14 protein-coding genes are annotated in these 16,317 nt (G+C 29.1%); 13 read left to right on the top strand and 1 reads right to left on the bottom strand.

Features of this window, described 5'->3' with window-relative positions:
• Positions 1-213: 213 nt before the first annotated feature.
• Positions 214-897: a cell division ATP-binding protein FtsE gene (locus H518_RS0116685; protein WP_028890127.1), complete on the bottom strand. Its 684-nt coding sequence runs from the start codon at positions 895-897 to the stop codon at positions 214-216.
• Positions 898-1,022: 125 nt separating this feature from the next.
• Between H518_RS0116685 and H518_RS0116680 the strand changes: the two genes are divergently transcribed.
• The 13 genes from H518_RS0116680 to H518_RS0116620 all read left to right on the top strand — a co-directional run bounded on the left by H518_RS0116680 (position 1,023) and on the right by H518_RS0116620 (position 16,301).
• A complete protein-coding gene (locus H518_RS0116680) occupies positions 1,023-4,043 on the top strand; it encodes a tetratricopeptide repeat protein (protein ID WP_028890126.1) in 3,021 nt (1,006 codons plus the stop codon).
• 27 nt (positions 4,044-4,070) lie between these two features.
• Entirely contained in the window at positions 4,071-5,864 is a 1,794-nt protein-coding gene (locus H518_RS0116675) for a hypothetical protein (protein WP_155995258.1), read from the top strand.
• 30 nt (positions 5,865-5,894) lie between these two features.
• Positions 5,895-7,037 (top strand): helix-turn-helix transcriptional regulator, encoded by a 1,143-nt coding sequence (locus H518_RS0116670; protein ID WP_028890124.1) that lies wholly within the window; start codon positions 5,895-5,897, stop codon positions 7,035-7,037.
• Positions 7,038-7,148: 111 nt separating this feature from the next.
• Positions 7,149-8,705, top strand: coding sequence for an alanine/glycine:cation symporter family protein (locus tag H518_RS0116665; RefSeq protein WP_051263826.1), 1,557 nt, complete (start codon positions 7,149-7,151; stop codon positions 8,703-8,705).
• A gap of 63 nt (positions 8,706-8,768) precedes the next feature.
• The gene (locus H518_RS0116660; protein ID WP_028890122.1) at positions 8,769-10,205 is read left to right on the top strand and encodes a M20/M25/M40 family metallo-hydrolase; all 1,437 of its coding nucleotides are present in this window, start codon (positions 8,769-8,771) and stop codon (positions 10,203-10,205) included.
• Positions 10,206-10,212: 7 nt separating this feature from the next.
• Entirely contained in the window at positions 10,213-10,581 is a 369-nt protein-coding gene (locus H518_RS0116655; RefSeq protein WP_028890121.1) for a DoxX family protein, read from the top strand.
• Positions 10,582-12,195 carry an amidohydrolase gene (locus tag H518_RS0116650; protein ID WP_028890120.1) on the top strand — a complete coding sequence of 538 codons (1,614 nt, stop codon included), beginning with the start codon at positions 10,582-10,584 and terminating at the stop codon, positions 12,193-12,195.
• A 29-nt stretch (positions 12,196-12,224) separates the two neighbouring features.
• The gene (locus tag H518_RS0116645; RefSeq protein WP_028890119.1) at positions 12,225-12,668 is read left to right on the top strand and encodes an FKBP-type peptidyl-prolyl cis-trans isomerase; all 444 of its coding nucleotides are present in this window, start codon (positions 12,225-12,227) and stop codon (positions 12,666-12,668) included.
• Positions 12,669-12,718: 50 nt separating this feature from the next.
• Positions 12,719-13,060, top strand: coding sequence for a DUF3703 domain-containing protein (locus H518_RS0116640; protein ID WP_028890118.1), 342 nt, complete (start codon positions 12,719-12,721; stop codon positions 13,058-13,060).
• A 267-nt stretch (positions 13,061-13,327) separates the two neighbouring features.
• Positions 13,328-13,867 carry a sigma-70 family RNA polymerase sigma factor gene (locus H518_RS0116635; protein WP_028890117.1) on the top strand — a complete coding sequence of 180 codons (540 nt, stop codon included), beginning with the start codon at positions 13,328-13,330 and terminating at the stop codon, positions 13,865-13,867.
• Positions 13,868-13,973: 106 nt separating this feature from the next.
• Positions 13,974-15,008, top strand: coding sequence for a S66 family peptidase (locus H518_RS0116630; RefSeq protein WP_043707190.1), 1,035 nt, complete (start codon positions 13,974-13,976; stop codon positions 15,006-15,008).
• Positions 15,009-15,120: 112 nt separating this feature from the next.
• Positions 15,121-15,582 carry a hypothetical protein gene (locus H518_RS0116625; RefSeq protein ID WP_028890115.1) on the top strand — a complete coding sequence of 154 codons (462 nt, stop codon included), beginning with the start codon at positions 15,121-15,123 and terminating at the stop codon, positions 15,580-15,582.
• 56 nt (positions 15,583-15,638) lie between these two features.
• Entirely contained in the window at positions 15,639-16,301 is a 663-nt protein-coding gene (locus tag H518_RS0116620; RefSeq protein ID WP_028890114.1) for an SH3 domain-containing protein, read from the top strand.
• Positions 16,302-16,317 lie beyond the last annotated feature (16 nt).

Genomic DNA, 16,317 nt, shown 5'->3' with positions numbered 1-16,317 from the left:
TTAATTTCTTGTAATATATAAATCCCTGAATAATTATATTATTCAGGGATTTTTTTATAAAAAATGTTAAAGTTTATACTAAACTGTAAGTTTATTTAGAGAAACACGTCTTTAAGTATAAGAGAAACATTAGTAATGTTTCTTTTTTCATAGTTTTTCATAGCAATTTTCCCACTTCATTTTATGGAGTGGGTTTTTTTTTATGAATGTTTCTTAAATAGATTGTTGTACTACTTCAAATAGTTCTCCGCCTTCACATTTAATTGTTTTTTGCTTAAATTTTACAATTAATTGATAATCGTGAGTAGCCATTAATATTGTTTTACCGCTTTTATGAATTTCATTTAGTAATTCCATTACCTCTAATGACGTTTTAGGATCTAAGTTTCCAGTAGGTTCATCAGCTAAAATCAATTCAGGGTCATTTAATAAAGCTCGTGCTATTGCAACTCTTTGTTGTTCACCTCCAGAAAGTTCAAAAGTTTTCTTATAGTATTTTTCTTTCATTCCTACTTTATCTAAAACTTCATGAATTTTACTTTTCATATCCATTTTATTTTTCCATCCAGTAGCTTTTAAAACAAACTCTAAATTATCAAAAACATTTCGGTCATTTAATAGTTTAAAATCTTGAAAAACGATACCTAACTTTCTTCGTAAAAAAGGAATATCTTTTTCTTCAATTTTTTTTAAATCAAAACCAACAATTTCACCTAAGCCTCGTTGTAGTCTTAAATCACCATACAGGGTTTTTAGCAAGCTACTTTTACCGCTTCCTGTTTTTCCTATCAAATAATAAAAGCCACCTTTATTTAATTTGAAATTAATTTTTGACAACACTAAATTATCTTGTTGATAAATATCGGCATTTTCAAGATGTAAAACAGGTCTTTCCATATATCAAATTGTTTTTACAAATCTAAAATTTTATTATGTAATTCTATAACATTTCTTACTTTTGATGCATTGTTTCCCAACAAAAACAAAAAAGGAACGTTATAATCCTTAGAGAACTAAAAAGTATGAAATTTATTTGTTATAAGAAGAGTTGTTATTTGTTATTTTTAATTGCTTTTTCAACAACTATAGTGGCACAAAAATCAGCAATTAATTCAGCTGTTACATCTAATTTACACAAAGCTGTAAAACTTTACAATAATAAAGCGTATGCAGCAGCACAGCAGTTGTTTGTAGCTGTTTCTAAAGAGGCTGAGCAACATAGAAGCGCTAAAGCTGATGCGGATTATTATGATGCTATGTGTGCTATAAAATTAATACAAGATGATGCAAACGAAAAAGTGCTGAATTTTGTAGAAAACTACCCATATAGTAATAAAAAAGAGAAAGCTTTTTTAAATGTGGGTAACTATTATTTTGCGAACAGAAAAGCGGCTCACGCGTTAAGATGGTATCAAAAAGTAAATGAAAAATTATTAAGTCAGCCAGAAAGAGATGAGCTTAATTACAAAATGGGGTACGCAATGTTGGTTTCTAATTATTTGAAGGAAGCAAAATCTCGTTTTCAAACTTTATTAGGGAATCCTATTTATGGTACAGATGCTCGTTATTATTTCGGTTTTATAGCATATAAACAAGAAAATTTTGGAGAGGCCGAAGATAATTTAAGTCAATTAGCAAACGATGCAACATATCAAGCCAAAGCAAACTATTATATTTTAGATATTAGTTTTAAAGCGGGACGTTTTGATAAGTCAGTAAAAATTGGAGAGAAACTTTTAGAAGAATCAAAAGACGAAAAAGAAATTTCTCAAGTTTCTAAAATAGTTGGAGAAAGCTATTTTAACCTTAAAAAATATGATCAGGCAATTCCATACTTGAAAGCATATAAAGGAACAAAGGGTAAATGGACAAATACTGATTACTATTACTTAGGATATGCTTATTATCAGCAAAAGGAATATGAATTAGCTATTGGTAATTTTAATAAAATTATAAATGGTAATAATAAAGTAGCACAAAACGCATATTATCACTTAGGAGAATGTTATTTAGAATTAAAGAAAAAACCTGAAGCTTTAAATGCATTTAAAAATGCTAGTGAAATGGATTTTGATTTAAAAATAACAGAAAGTGCTTCGTTGAGTTATGCTAAATTAAGTTATGAGCAAGGAAACCCATATGAAAGTGTTCCAGATGTATTAAAAAGCTTTTTAACTAAATATCCTAATTCACCAAATGCTATTGAAATAAATAATTTATTAATTACTTCTTATTTATATCAACAAGATTATCAAGGTGCATTAGATTATATAAGTAGTTCGAAGTCTGTAGAAAACGAAAAACTAGCAAATGAAGTTTCTTTGTATAGAGGAATTCAATTATTTAATGAAAGTAAACTAAAACAAGCTAAACCATATTTTACAAAAGCCACTTTAGCAGAAAATTCAACTGTTAGTAGTAAAGGAGCTTTTTGGTTGGCTGAAACTGAGTATTTATTAGGTAATTATGAAGCCGCTTTAACTAGTTTTTTAAAGGTTACAGATAAAGATATTGAAGAAGCTAAAAAGTTAGACTATAATATAGCATACACTTATTTTAAACAAAAAAAATACACGAATGCTGCGAAATATTTTAAAAACTTCTTAGACCTTAAATTAGATGATAACGACTTAAACGATGATACCTCAAATAGGTTGGGAGATTCTTTTTATGCTTCTAAAAATTACTCGAAGGCAATAAATTCTTACGATAAGGTAATTCAAGAAGGAGGTGTAGGTTCAGATTACGCACAATATCAAACAGCAATGAGTAATGGGTTTATGGGAGACAACGATAAGAAAATTGAAAATTTAAAAAATCTTATTACTACATATACAGGTTCTCAATTAGAAGATGACGCATTGTTTCAATTAGCAACAACATATACGACTTTAAATAACGTATCAAAGGCGCAAAAAACATACAATAGTTTATTATTAAAACATTCAAATAGTAACTATGTACCTAATGTGCTGTTAAGACAAGGATTGTTGTATTACAATAAAAATAATAGTAAAAAGGCTTTAGAAAAATATAAAGAAGTTGTAGCAAAGCATCCAAACTCTAAAGAAGCTAAACAAGCTGTTACTAATGTTAAAAATGTATATATTGATATTGGTAAAGTAGATGAATATGCAGCTTGGGTTAAAAATGTGAAATTTGTAAATGTTACAGATGCTGAATTAGATAATGCAACATATCAATCTGCTGAAAATAAATTCTTAGAAAATAATAGCGCTAAAGCAATACAAGGATTTGCTAAATATCTTCAGGCTTTCCCTGCTGGATTAAATGCTTTAAAAGCTAATTTTTACCTAGCAGAATCATATAATAATACAAGTCAATTTAAGAAAGCAGTTCCTCATTACGCACATGTAATTAGTGAAGAAAAGAGTGAGTTTTCAGAAGAGTCTTTAAATAAGCTTGCTAAAATATATTTAGAAGAAGAAAATTGGGAGAAAGGAATTATAGTTTTAGAAAAATTAGAAAAAATAGCTAATTATCCGCAGAACATCATTTTTGCACAAAGTAATTTAATGAAAGGCTATTATAATAAAAAAGAGTATTCAAAAGCAATTAGTTATGCCGAGAAAGTTTTGGGAACAAGCAAATTGGATGCGAGTATTGCTGAAGATGCAAAAGTAATTCTTGCACGTTCAGCATTTAAAACAAATGACTTTTTAAACGCTGAAGAGTTTTTTAATGAAGTTAGTAAAAATGCAACGGGAGAATTAAAGGCCGAAAGTTTGTATTATAATGCTTTCTTTTTAAATGATCATAAAGATTATGAAGCATCTAATAAAGCAGTGCAAAGTTTAATAGCAAATTACTCATCATATAAATATTGGGGAGTTAAAAGTTATATTATAATGGCTAAGAATCATTATGCATTAAAAGATGCTTACCAAGCTACTTATATTTTAGAGAACATTGTTAAAAATTTTACGCAGTATAAGGATGTAATAGAAGAAGCAAAAAATGAGCTTAGTACTATTAAAAATAAAGAAGCAAAAACAAACAAATCTGTAACTACACAAAACTAAAATTTGTTAATAACAAAAAAGAGTTCAATGATTAGATCAATGAAAAAGCATTTAAGTTTACTAGTTTTATTTGTAATATCTATTGCAAATTCGCAAGAGAAAAACGCACCAGAAAAAACAAAAGATACTATAATTAAAACAGAAGTAGTTAAAGTAGTAACATCTTATGTGCCTAAAATAACTGACGCTTTTAAAATAAAGCAAAAACCTGTAATAAAGCATACAAAGGAAACTCAGAAAAAAGAGTTAGAATATAAAATATTTTCAGTGCCAGTTGCTTCTACTTTTATTCCTAAAAGTGGTGTTATGAAAAAAGTAGATTTAGGTAAAAGAGAACAATTATATCCTAATTATTTTTCTCTTGGATTAGGAAATAAAATCACTCCTTTTCTTGAGGCGTATGTGAGACGAAATGAGAGTTATGATAGTGAATATGGAGTGCATTTAAAGTTTCTTCTTTCAGCAGATCCTGTTGAAAAAACACAACTTAGTAGTACTTATTACAATATGAATTTAAACTTGTTTTATGCCCAGCAAGAACGTTACCTTAATTGGAGAGCAGGTATAAGCGCGGGAAGAAACAAGTACAATTGGTATGGTTTGCCAAAAAATATAACTTTTACAGATGCTACTATTAGCCGTATAGAAGAAGAGCAAGCACACAATCTTTTTAAGGTTTTTGGGACAATTAAATTTGATGATTCTTATATAGAAGAGGCAAATGGTTCCATTTCTTTTTTCTCAGATGTGTTAAGTAGTAGTGAGTTTTTAATTGATGGAAATGCTAAGTTTAAAGTTTCTTTAGATCGTTTTCACCGTGAGTTAAACGATTTATATATAAACACTACTTTTAGTTATTTAGGAGGTAAGTTTGAGAACTCATATAATACTCAAGATGAGTTAAAGCATAGCTTTTTTACGGTAGGAGTTCATCCAACTTATAAGTTTTTAGTACAAGATTTAGCTATAAAAATAGGAGCAAAGTCTTATTTCTCATTAGATATTCAAAATAAAGGAAATAATTTTTTCATTTATCCTGATGTAGAAATATCATACCCTATTGTAAATGAATTTGCAAATATTTTTGTTGGAGCTTCGGGTGATTTAGAAACAAATTCGTATAAATCTCTTGTAGATAAAAATCCGCATATATCGCCTACGCAACAAGTATTACAAACAAATAAGAAGTATGATGCTTTTGCTGGAATTAGAGGTAAATTAGATTTTCAGTTTAGTTATAACTTTAAAGCAAGTTATGCAGCTATAGAAAACAATCCATTTATTTCATTAAATCAATCAAAATCTAATGGAACGAACAATGCGGGTACCAATGCTTTTTCATTTTTAGGATATGAATATGGAAATTCATTTAATACAACATATGATGATATTAAATTAATGACGTTTTTTGGAGAAATAGCTTATGACGGAATTAAAAATTTAACGCTAGGAGTAAATGGGAAATTTAACAAGTTTACCTTAACAAATGAATTAGAAGCTTGGAATGCGCCAAAAATTGAAGGAGAGCTTTTTGGTACTTATAAAGTAGAGAAATGGTTTGCAGGAGCTAATTTATTTTTTGTTGGTCAACGAAAAGGGAAATTGCATGAGATTTTACCATTAGATACTTTTACAACAGTTGATATAGACAGTTATTTTGATATAAACTTTAATGGAGGATACCATTTTAATGATTCTTTTTCAGTGTTTTTAAACTTAAATAACGTTTTAAATAATAGTTATCAAAGATTTAATAATTTTAATGTTCAAGGTTTTCAAGCAATGGGAGGATTAACATGGAAGTTTGATACGCTGTTTTAAAAATTAATAGAAAAGTCTTACATTCGAAGAATGTTAGCCATCGTATCTAATTATATCACAGCCATTGTTTGTTTAATTACAGCTTTCGTAATTCAACGAGTGTATGTGAAAGAGAGGGCTAAAAATGTAGATGGTAAATCTGTACAGGGTATTCAATGGTTTTCATTAGCTATTTTTTCATGGGGATTGGGGGCTTTTTTAAACATCTTTATAATTTTATTTTTTGATGTAAGTAGTAATCATAAAATCATTGTTAGTTTAGGTGTTTTTATTTCATTAATAAACTCATTATTTATTTTAATGTCTATACCCTCTATAGAGCATTATGAAAAAAGAAATTTGGTTATTAGAATTATAGAACGATTCACAAATAAAGAAGTGTTTATCATTTTTGGTGGAATTTTATTAATGATAGCGTCAGTATTTTTGATTTCTTTTTATAGTAATAATCAAGAAAATTCAAGTAATAATGTTATTTGGTTGATAGATATCCCTATATCTTTAGTCGTAGCTTTTTCTTTATTACAAGAATTAAATAAAGCGTTTAAAAATAGAGGAATGCAATTTATGTATTTACCTACATTTGCTTTATTTACTTTGATAATTATTGCTGTTACCCATCGAATTATACCAATTGAATATGTTAAAACTTTGGGGTATTTAAATACTTGGAATTCACTTGGGGTAATTACTGCAGTTTCTTTTAAATTTTTATTTATTCTTTTATTTATCATTTTACTTTATAGTTGGAAACTACTCTTAGAAAAAGAAGAACAACAGTCAGAGTTTGTAAAAATTAAAACTAAAAAAGAGTCTTTAGAAAAAGATAAAGAAATTTTATTAATAGCTAACGGAAGCCATTTAGATACAATCAAGCACTTGAAATATGAAATAACAAGTAGAAAAAAGAAATATAAAAAATTAAAAAAATCTTCAAAGGTTGAGTTATCCGATCGTCAAAAAGAAGTTTTAGCAAACCTTGGTGTTTGTGGATCTGAAAAATCATACACTGAAATTGCAGAGGCTATGAATATAAGTGTAGATGGTTTTCAAGCACATATTTATCAAATTAAAAAGGCATTAAACATTTCAGGGGCTGACGGAAAAGAACAATTGATCACTTATGCTACTGATAAAAAATTAATAGATTTCGCCACTATTTCTTGTGATTAGATTACTACTTAATCATATACTTAACTACTAGTGTATTTAACTTTCATCAATGCGTAACCTTTTTTTTAATGTTGATTATAGGCAATTTAGCCAAAATCAATTTTAAAAACCATGAAACAATTTTTTACATTCATTACTTTATTTTGCAGTTCTTTTTTTACGATCTCTCAAAATAAAACTCAATCTTTAGATCAACAAATCGATCAATCATTTCATAATGCTACAAGTTGGTTTACAGATATTATATTATATCAAATACCAATAAGTGAAAATATAACTATTCCGTGGGTGTTAATAATTTTAGTTGGCGGAGCTCTTTATTTCTCTTTCTATTTTAAAGGAATTAACTTTAATGGTTTTGTAACTGCAATTAATGTGGTTAGAGGTAAGTATGATGATATAGATAAGCCTGAAAATAAAATAGATATTTCAGAAACTATAAAGGTGGAAGGTGAAGGAGAGGTTTCGCATTTTCAAGCATTAACAGCGGCTCTTTCGGCAACTGTAGGATTGGGTAATATTGCAGGTGTTGCCATAGCATTATCTATTGGCGGAGCTGGGGCAACTTTTTGGATGATTGTTGTTGGTTTGTTAGGTATGGCTTCAAAGTTTGTAGAATGTACTTTGGGAGTGAAATATCGTGAAATAGAAGTTGACGGAACAGTGTTTGGAGGCCCTATGTATTATTTAAAAAAAGGGTTAAAAGAATTAGGGTATAGTAAATTAGGAAAGGGACTTTCTATTCTATTTGCTATTATGTGTGTAGGAGGTTCTTTTGGAGGAGGAAATATGTTTCAAGTAAACCAAGCTTTTAAATTGTTTGAATACGTTACGGGAGGAGAGCAAAGTTTTATTTATGGAAAAGGATGGTTATTTGGATTAATCATGGCAATCTTTGCAGGAATTGTTATTATAGGAGGCATAAAAAAAATAGCAAAAGTTACAGATAAAGTTGTACCAATTATGGTAGTTGTATACGTATTGGCAGTTATAACTATTTTGGTAATGAACTACACACAAATACCAAATGCGATCAATCAAATTATTCAAGGAGCATTTAATCCTAATGGTATTGCAGGAGGTGTTATTGGAGTGATGATTCAAGGGTTTCGTCGAGGAGCGTTTTCAAATGAAGCAGGTATTGGTTCATCATCAATTGCACATGCTGCAGTAAAAACAAACTATGCTGCAAGTGAAGGGTTGGTTGCTTTATTAGAGCCTTTTATAGATACCGTTGTAGTTTGCACTATGACTGCTTTAGCATTAGTTATTACAGGGCAAATTACAGTGGGAAGTCAGGTATCGTTTGAACAAGGAGCTATTCTTACTTCAAAAGCTCTTGAAAGTGGTATATCATGGTTTCCTTATGTGTTAACAATTGCAGTTATATTATTTGCTTTTTCATCAATGATTTCTTGGTCTTATTACGGGTACCAAGCATGGTCTTATTTATTTGGAAGAGAAAAAAGAACGGGAAATGTTTATAAAATCATTTTTTGCATTTTTACTATAATAGGTGCGTCAGCAACATTAAATGCCGTTGTTAACTTTTCAGATGCTATGGTGTTTGCAATGATGGTTCCGAATATGATTGGTTTAATCTTATTAGCACCTAAAGTAGTTAAAGAGCTTAATCGATACAAAAATGCTATTCAAAATAAATTGTAAATGTTAAACAACCAAAAGCTTAATTCAATTTTGTAGATTTATAATCTTAAACTACAAAACTAAATGAAAAACATATCGCTACTTTTAATATCCAGTTTACTAATAGCATCTTGCAAACCAGAACATAAAGAAGTATCAAAAATAACATCTACTTTCTCTGTTGAAGAAAAAATAGATTCAACTCAAATAAAACACCTTTTTAATTCAGCCTTAACCGAAGGTAAATCGTATGAATGGTTACGGGATTTAACTACCAATATTGGTAGTAGATTATCTGGGTCAGAAGGCGCAGCTAAATCAGTAGTTTGGAGTGAAAAATTAATGAAAAGCGTTGGGTTAGATTCTGTTTGGTTGCAACCTGTTATGGTTCCACATTGGGTTCGTGGAGAAAAAGAAGTTGCTAATTATAATTTTAATGGGCAAAAAATAAATGTACCTGTCTGTGCAATAGGAGGTTCTATTGCTACGCCTATAAACGGAATTACAGCCGAAGTTATAGAAGTAAAAAGTATAGAAGAAGCAAAAAGATTAGGAGATAAAGCAAGCGGTAAAATTATTTTCTTTAATGGCGCTTTTGATAATACTTTAATTCAAACATTTAAAGCTTATGGAGGTTGTGTTGGTCAGCGATATGCAGGAGCATCTGTAGTTGGTAAATTTGGGGCTAAAGCAGTTATTGTTCGTTCGATGACTAATGGAATTGATGACTATCCGCATACAGGTTCTATGGGGTATGGAGATATTCCAAAATCGGAATATATTCCTTCTGCGGCAATTAGTTCGAGAGGAGCAGAGAATTTAAGTAAGCATTTAAAAGAAAACCCTACACTTAAGTTTTATTTAAAACAAAGTTGTGAAACATTACCAGATGCTCCTTCACATAATGTAATTGGAGAAATTAAAGGAAGTGAGAACCCTGATAAAATTATGGTAATCGGAGGGCATTTAGATTCTTGGGATTTAGGTGATGGAGCGCATGATGACGGAACAGGGGTTGTACAGTCATTAGAGGTTGCTTATTTACTTAAAAAAAACAATATTAAACCAAAAAATACAATCCGAATTGTATTCTTTATGAATGAAGAAAATGGTTTGCGAGGTGCTACAGAATACGCACGTTTAGCAAAACAAAATAAAGAGGTTCATATCGGTGCATTAGAATCAGATGCAGGTGGTCATACGCCTAGAGGTTTTTCAATTGATGCAAATGATAAAAATAGAAAATTATTACAAAGCTGGAAAAAACTATTAGCACCTTATGGTTTACATGATATAACAGCAGGTGGCGGCGGTGCTGACATTGGACCATTAAAAGATGAGCATGTTACCTTGGTAGGATATCGACCAGATAGTCAACGTTATTTTGATTATCATCATGCTGCTAGTGATACGTTTGATAAGGTTAATAAAAGAGAATTAGAGTTAGGAAGTGCATCTATGGCGAGTATTATTTATTTAATGGATAAATACTTATACAATAACGAAACATTAAAACCTTAATTGATATATGAAATATGTTTTTTTAGCCTTAAAAATAGTATTAGCTGTTTTCTTAATTTACGGAGGGTACAATCATTTTCAAAACCCAGAGTTTTATAATGGATTTATTCCTGATTTTTTACCAAAACTAGGTGTAAATTATATTTCGGGTATTATAGAAATTCTGTTAGGTATTGGGTTGTTTAAAAAAGGTTATGAGAAGAAATCTGCCTATGGTATTTTTTTATTAATGATTGCTTTTATGCCTATTCATATCTGGGATGCTTTTAAAGAAGTACCAGCAATAGGTTCAAAAATGGCAGCATATATTAGAATTGCAGTACAAGTGTTATTTATTGTGTGGGCATATGTTATTTATAAAAATGAAATTAAATAAATGAAAAAAAAAGTATTATTAGTAGTCTGTGTAAGTTTATTTTTCTCTTGTAAAACACAAGAAAAAGCAGATGTAATTGTTATTAACGCGAACACTTATACCGTAAATTCAAATTTTGATAAAGCTGAAAGTTTTGCAATTAAAAATGGTAAGTTTATAGCTATTGGAAGTAATAAAGAAATTAAAGCTAGGTATGCTGCTTTAAAAACTGTTGATGCGAAAAATAATCCAATATATCCAGGGTTTATAGATGGACATTGTCATTTTTATGGACTTGGTTTACAGCAACAAAAAGTAAACTTAGTAGGAACAAAAAGTTACGATGAAGTTTTACAAAAACTAGTTGAGTTTCAAAAAGAGAAAAACACAACATTTATAACAGGTCGTGGTTGGGATCAGAATGATTGGGAGGTAAAAGAGTTTCCAACAAAAGAAAAGTTAGATAAATTGTTTCCTGAAATTCCTGTAGCCGTTCGTAGAATTGACGGACACGCAATGTTGGTAAATCAAGCAGCAATTAATTTAGCAGGAATTTCAATCAACTCAAAAATAGAAGGCGGAGAGTTCTTACAAGAAGATGGAAAACTTACTGGTGTATTAATTGACAATGCTATGAATTTTATTAAAGTTCCAAAGCCAAGTAAAAGAGAACAGATTCAAGCATTAAAAGATGCTGAGAAAATTTGTTTTGATTTAGGGTTAACCACTGTTGATGATGCTGGCTTAGATAAGCAAGTAATAGAATTAATAGATAGTTTACAGCAGTCAGGTGATTTAAAAATGCGTATTTATGCGATGATTTCAAATAATAAAACCAATTTAAATTATTATTTGAAAAAAGGAATCATAAAAACAGATAGGCTACATGTTCGTTCGGTAAAAGTTTATGCTGATGGTGCTTTGGGTTCTCGTGGAGCAACATTAAAAAGTGAATATTCTGATAAAAAAGGTCATTTTGGAGCTTTAGTAAACTCGTATGCTAACCTTCAAAATTTAGCAACAAGAATTGCAGCTTCAGAATATCAAATGAACACACATGCTATTGGTGATTCAGCTAATTATGTAATGCTTAATACATATAATAAAGCGCTTAAAAATAAAGAAAATCGCCGTTGGAGAATAGAACATGCGCAAATTGTAGCTATAAAAGACTTTCATCATTTTAAAAACATTTTGCCATCTATTCAGCCTACGCATGCAACATCTGATATGTATTGGGCGGAAGACCGTGTAGGAGCAGAAAGAATTAAAGGAGCATATGCGTATAACGATTTATTAAAACAATATGGTAAAGTTGCTTTAGGAACAGATTTTCCTATTGAAAATGTAAGTCCACTTTATACCTATTACGCAGCTACGATACGAAAAGATTTAAAAGGGTATCCTAAAGACGGATATCAAATGAATAATGCCTTATCTAGAGAAAATGCTTTAAAAGGAATGACTATTTGGAATGCTTATGGTAATTTTGAAGAAGCAGAGAAAGGAAGTATTGAAGTTGGTAAAGTTGCCGATTTTATCATTTTAGAAAATGATATTATGACAGTTAAAGGAGATAAAATCCCGAATACAAAAGTTATAGCAACTTATGTAAACGGTGAAAAAGTTAAATAGAATTTAGAACTAATATTAAATTATTAAAAATGAAAAAAATAGCATCCCTATTAACAATTATTTCAGCATTCTTTTCTTGTTCAAGTGAAGAACCTAATTTTGACGCACAAAATGAAGCTGAAATTGTAAAATATATTGCGGATAATAACCTAACAGCTAAAAAAAGCGATTCAGGCTTATACTACGTTATAAATACTGAAGGTACTGGTGGGCAGCCAACATCTAACTCAACTGTAACCATAGCTTATAAAGGTTATTATTTAGATGGAAAAGTATTTGATCAAAACTCAACGTTTAAAACTAATTTACAAAGCGTAATAAGAGGATGGACGGAAGGTGTTACTTATTTTAAAGAAGGAGGAAGTGGTATTTTATTAATTCCATCAAAATTAGGATACGGTAGCAAAAACTATGCAGGAATCCCTGGAGGATCTGTTTTAATTTTTGATATTAGTTTATTAAAAATACATTAAAAAGCATCTTTTTATATAAGTGAGTGTCATATTCTTAAAACGATATAATTATGACACAGCTACAACGTAAACAAGAATATTACAATCAATTAACATTGGCTAAAAAGGCACTTAAAAGCAATCGCTTTAAAGTGTCTTTTTATCATTTAGAAAACGCTCATGTTTTAGGTCAAAAACATTTGTATAGGCACACGTTATCTCATTGTTGGATGTTTATTTACGGAATTAGAATAATAAGCGTAAAAGAAATAATTGGGCAGTTTACTAGAATTTTAGCTGCTATATTGTTTACAAACATTTGGGTACCAAAAGGAAATACTGGAGGAGCAAATATTTCGCCAATAAAGCCCATGCCTATTAGAAAAGAACTTCAAAAATATTTTTATAAATAAATGCATCTTTTTAAATATAAATAAGTCTACTATATGAATTTAAAGATTAAATATCATGAAATATAAAAATCAATGTACGTGTAATTGTGACGGTTGTAAAACAGGAAGTTGTACAAACTGCACATGCGAAAGCTGTTCATGTAATAACTGCAATTGTTAAATCGCAAATTTGTTAACTTTTGTTATTACGAAGTATAAGGTGTTTTTTCTAATGTTTCATTGAAAATTAGCCTTGACTTCGTAATAACATTTTTGTAAATTTATAAAATGACAACAAATCAAGTTTGGACAAAATATGCTGATGACGTTAAATACTTTATTTTAAGTAAGGTTAAAGACGCTACGGTTACAGATGATATTTTGCAAGACACTTTTATTAAAATACACACAAAGCTTCATACGCTAAAAGATATTACGAAATTAAAGGCGTGGATATTCACCATTGCTAGAAACGCTATAATGGACTATTTTAAAAGTACAAATAAAACTTTTGAACTAGCTAATTTTGAAACGGAAACAAAAATAGAAGAGCATACGCATACAGAAAAAGATTGTTTGCGTGGTATTTTACAAAACTTACCAAAAAAATATAGAGATCCTTTATTTTTATCAGATATTAAAGGATTAAAACAACAAGAAGTTGCAACGACTTTAAAGCAAAGTTTACCAACCACAAAATCACAAATTCAGCGAGCACGTAAATTAATAGCTAAAGGGTTTATGGATTGTTGTGGTTTTATTTTAAATGATGATGGTAAATTAGTTGGTGAAATTCAAGATAAAGACGATTGTAAAGTTTGCGGTTAGAAACAACTTTGATTCCTTATTTTTTTAATAATTTAGCTTGTACTGAATATAATTAGTTATTGTATAATTGTATTTTTAATAACGTTGTATAGAAAGAAAAATAACTATGATAAAACCCAAAAAATTAAAAGAAGGAGATAAGGTAGCTACCATTTCTTTATCATGGGGTGGAGCAGGTGAAATTCCTAGTAGATATGAAATTGGTAAAAGGCAGATATATGACAATTTTGGATTAGAAGTTCTTGAAACCAAAAATGCATTGAAACCAGCTAAATGGATTTATGAAAATCCTAAAGCAAGAGCAGAAGACTTAATGGAGGCTCTTGAAGATGATTCAATAAAAGCAATTATTTCTAATATTGGAGGTGATGATAGCATAAGAATATTACCATTTATTGATTTTGATGTTATTAAAAAAAAACCTAAGATTTTTATTGGTTTTTCTGATTCAACAGTGGCGCATTTTTGCTTTTATAAAGCAGGAGTAACATCTTTCTATGGAACATCAACACTTGTTGGGTTTGCAGAAAATAATGGAATGCATAATTATCAAATATCAGATATAAAAAACACCTTATTTTCTAATGGAGTTAGAAATGAAATTAAACCAAATATTGAGGGGTGGACATCTGAACGACTTGAATGGAATAATCCAAAAAATCAAAATATATCTAGACAGTTAACAAAATCCAATGGTTGGAATTTCTTACAGGGTTCTAAAATTGTTTCAGGAGAATTATTAGGAGGGTGTTTTGATGTTTTAGAAACTTTAAAAGATACAAAATTGTGGGTGAGCCCTTCTGAATGGCAAGGTAAAATAATGTTTTTAGAAACATCTGAAGCAACTATGTTACCTCATTATTTTCTTTGGATATTAAGAAATTATGTAGCCTCTGGCATAATGCATAATATTAATGGGCTAATAGTAGGAAGACCTTATGATAATAAATATATAAAAGAATATGAGAATGCATTAATAAAAGTAATTAGAAACGAATCTGGTTTAACAGATTTACCTATAATTACTGAAATGGATTTTGGGCATACTTGTCCTACTTTTACGATTCCTTATGGAATAAAAGCTGAAATAGATCCAATAAATAAGACTTTTTCTATAGTTGAGAATGCTTTAGAAAATTAAAAAAAGCAATTAATAAAGATAGCTATTGTAAAAGGCTATATTTTTTCTAAAACTAGATAAATAATAAAATAAGAATTTTAATTTTAGCTAAACTTAAAAAAGTAAATCCAAAATGAATATTTTTAGAAAAAAAGATGAAATATTAGCATCTCTTGGTAACATGAGAGCAATGAAAAGGTTACATGTTGATACTTTTACTGAGAATAAAATAAAAAATGTTTCAGGTATTAAAATTTCGGAATCAAAAGACGGTCAATTTTGGGTTGAATTTCAAGAATTAAATGAAGTTTTATTTATGAACTCTACCATTTTAAGTCGAATTGATTTAAAAACATTTAAAGGGGCTAAAATAACTTTACTAACTGAAGACTATGAAATAGAAATTAATTCAGATGAAAGAACTATTGAATCTGATTTTTCAAATGTATCAAATACATGGATTACAAAAGTGAGTTTTATTATCGATTTAAAAGAAAGAAAAATAATTGAGGAAAGAAATTTTGAAGAATTAGAATATAAATTCAAAAAAGAGGTATTAAATTTACGAGTAGTAGCGAAAATAGAAAATAATTAATAAGACCTATCATTACTTCAAATTTTAGGTTTATGTGAACTTTGTATTTAAAAATAATGAGAATAGTATACATAATTTTATTATTAGTTAGCACTTTTTCTTTTAGTCAAAAGATAAAATATGTTAATCTTAAAAATGGTTTGAATATAAGAGAAAAACCAAATTCAAGCTCTGGTATAATAGGTCAACTTAATTATTTAGAAAAGATTCAGGTTATTAAAAAAATAGATGAAAAATGGCTTAAAATAAGTTGCGTTGAGAGGGACTCCATTTTTGGGTATGTTTTGGATAAATATCTAATAAATAAAAAGAGTGAATCAAACATGAATGAATGGACTGTTCATGATTTTATAGTTGAGTGTTCAGAGAATTATAAATTAGAACTAGAACAGCTTATTGAATATGAAAGAGAGCAATGGCAAGATGTTCCGAATCCTCTTATCGTTATTTATAAAGGGAATGACATAGGAGACTATCATCACATAAATTTTGAAGATTCAGAAGGAAAAACATATGATTTTGGATTTGGACAAAATGATTTTAGAGGTATATCACTTTTTGATAAAAAAGAATTAAACGATAATCCAAAATATTTAGGGAAATCGTTTAAAATATTTTGGAGCTGGAAAGTTTCACCTTTTCCTTGTTGTTCAGGTGATTATACAATTGTTAAAGCTTACCTTCCTTCGATAGTAAAATTAGAAATTTTAAAAGAATAGCTTTTATGCGTTTACT

It is taken from the genome of Tenacibaculum ovolyticum DSM 18103 (genome assembly GCF_000430545.1).
GTDB lineage: Bacteria > Bacteroidota > Bacteroidia > Flavobacteriales > Flavobacteriaceae > Polaribacter > Polaribacter ovolyticus.
This window is presented reverse-complemented; position numbering and strand designations above follow the sequence as displayed.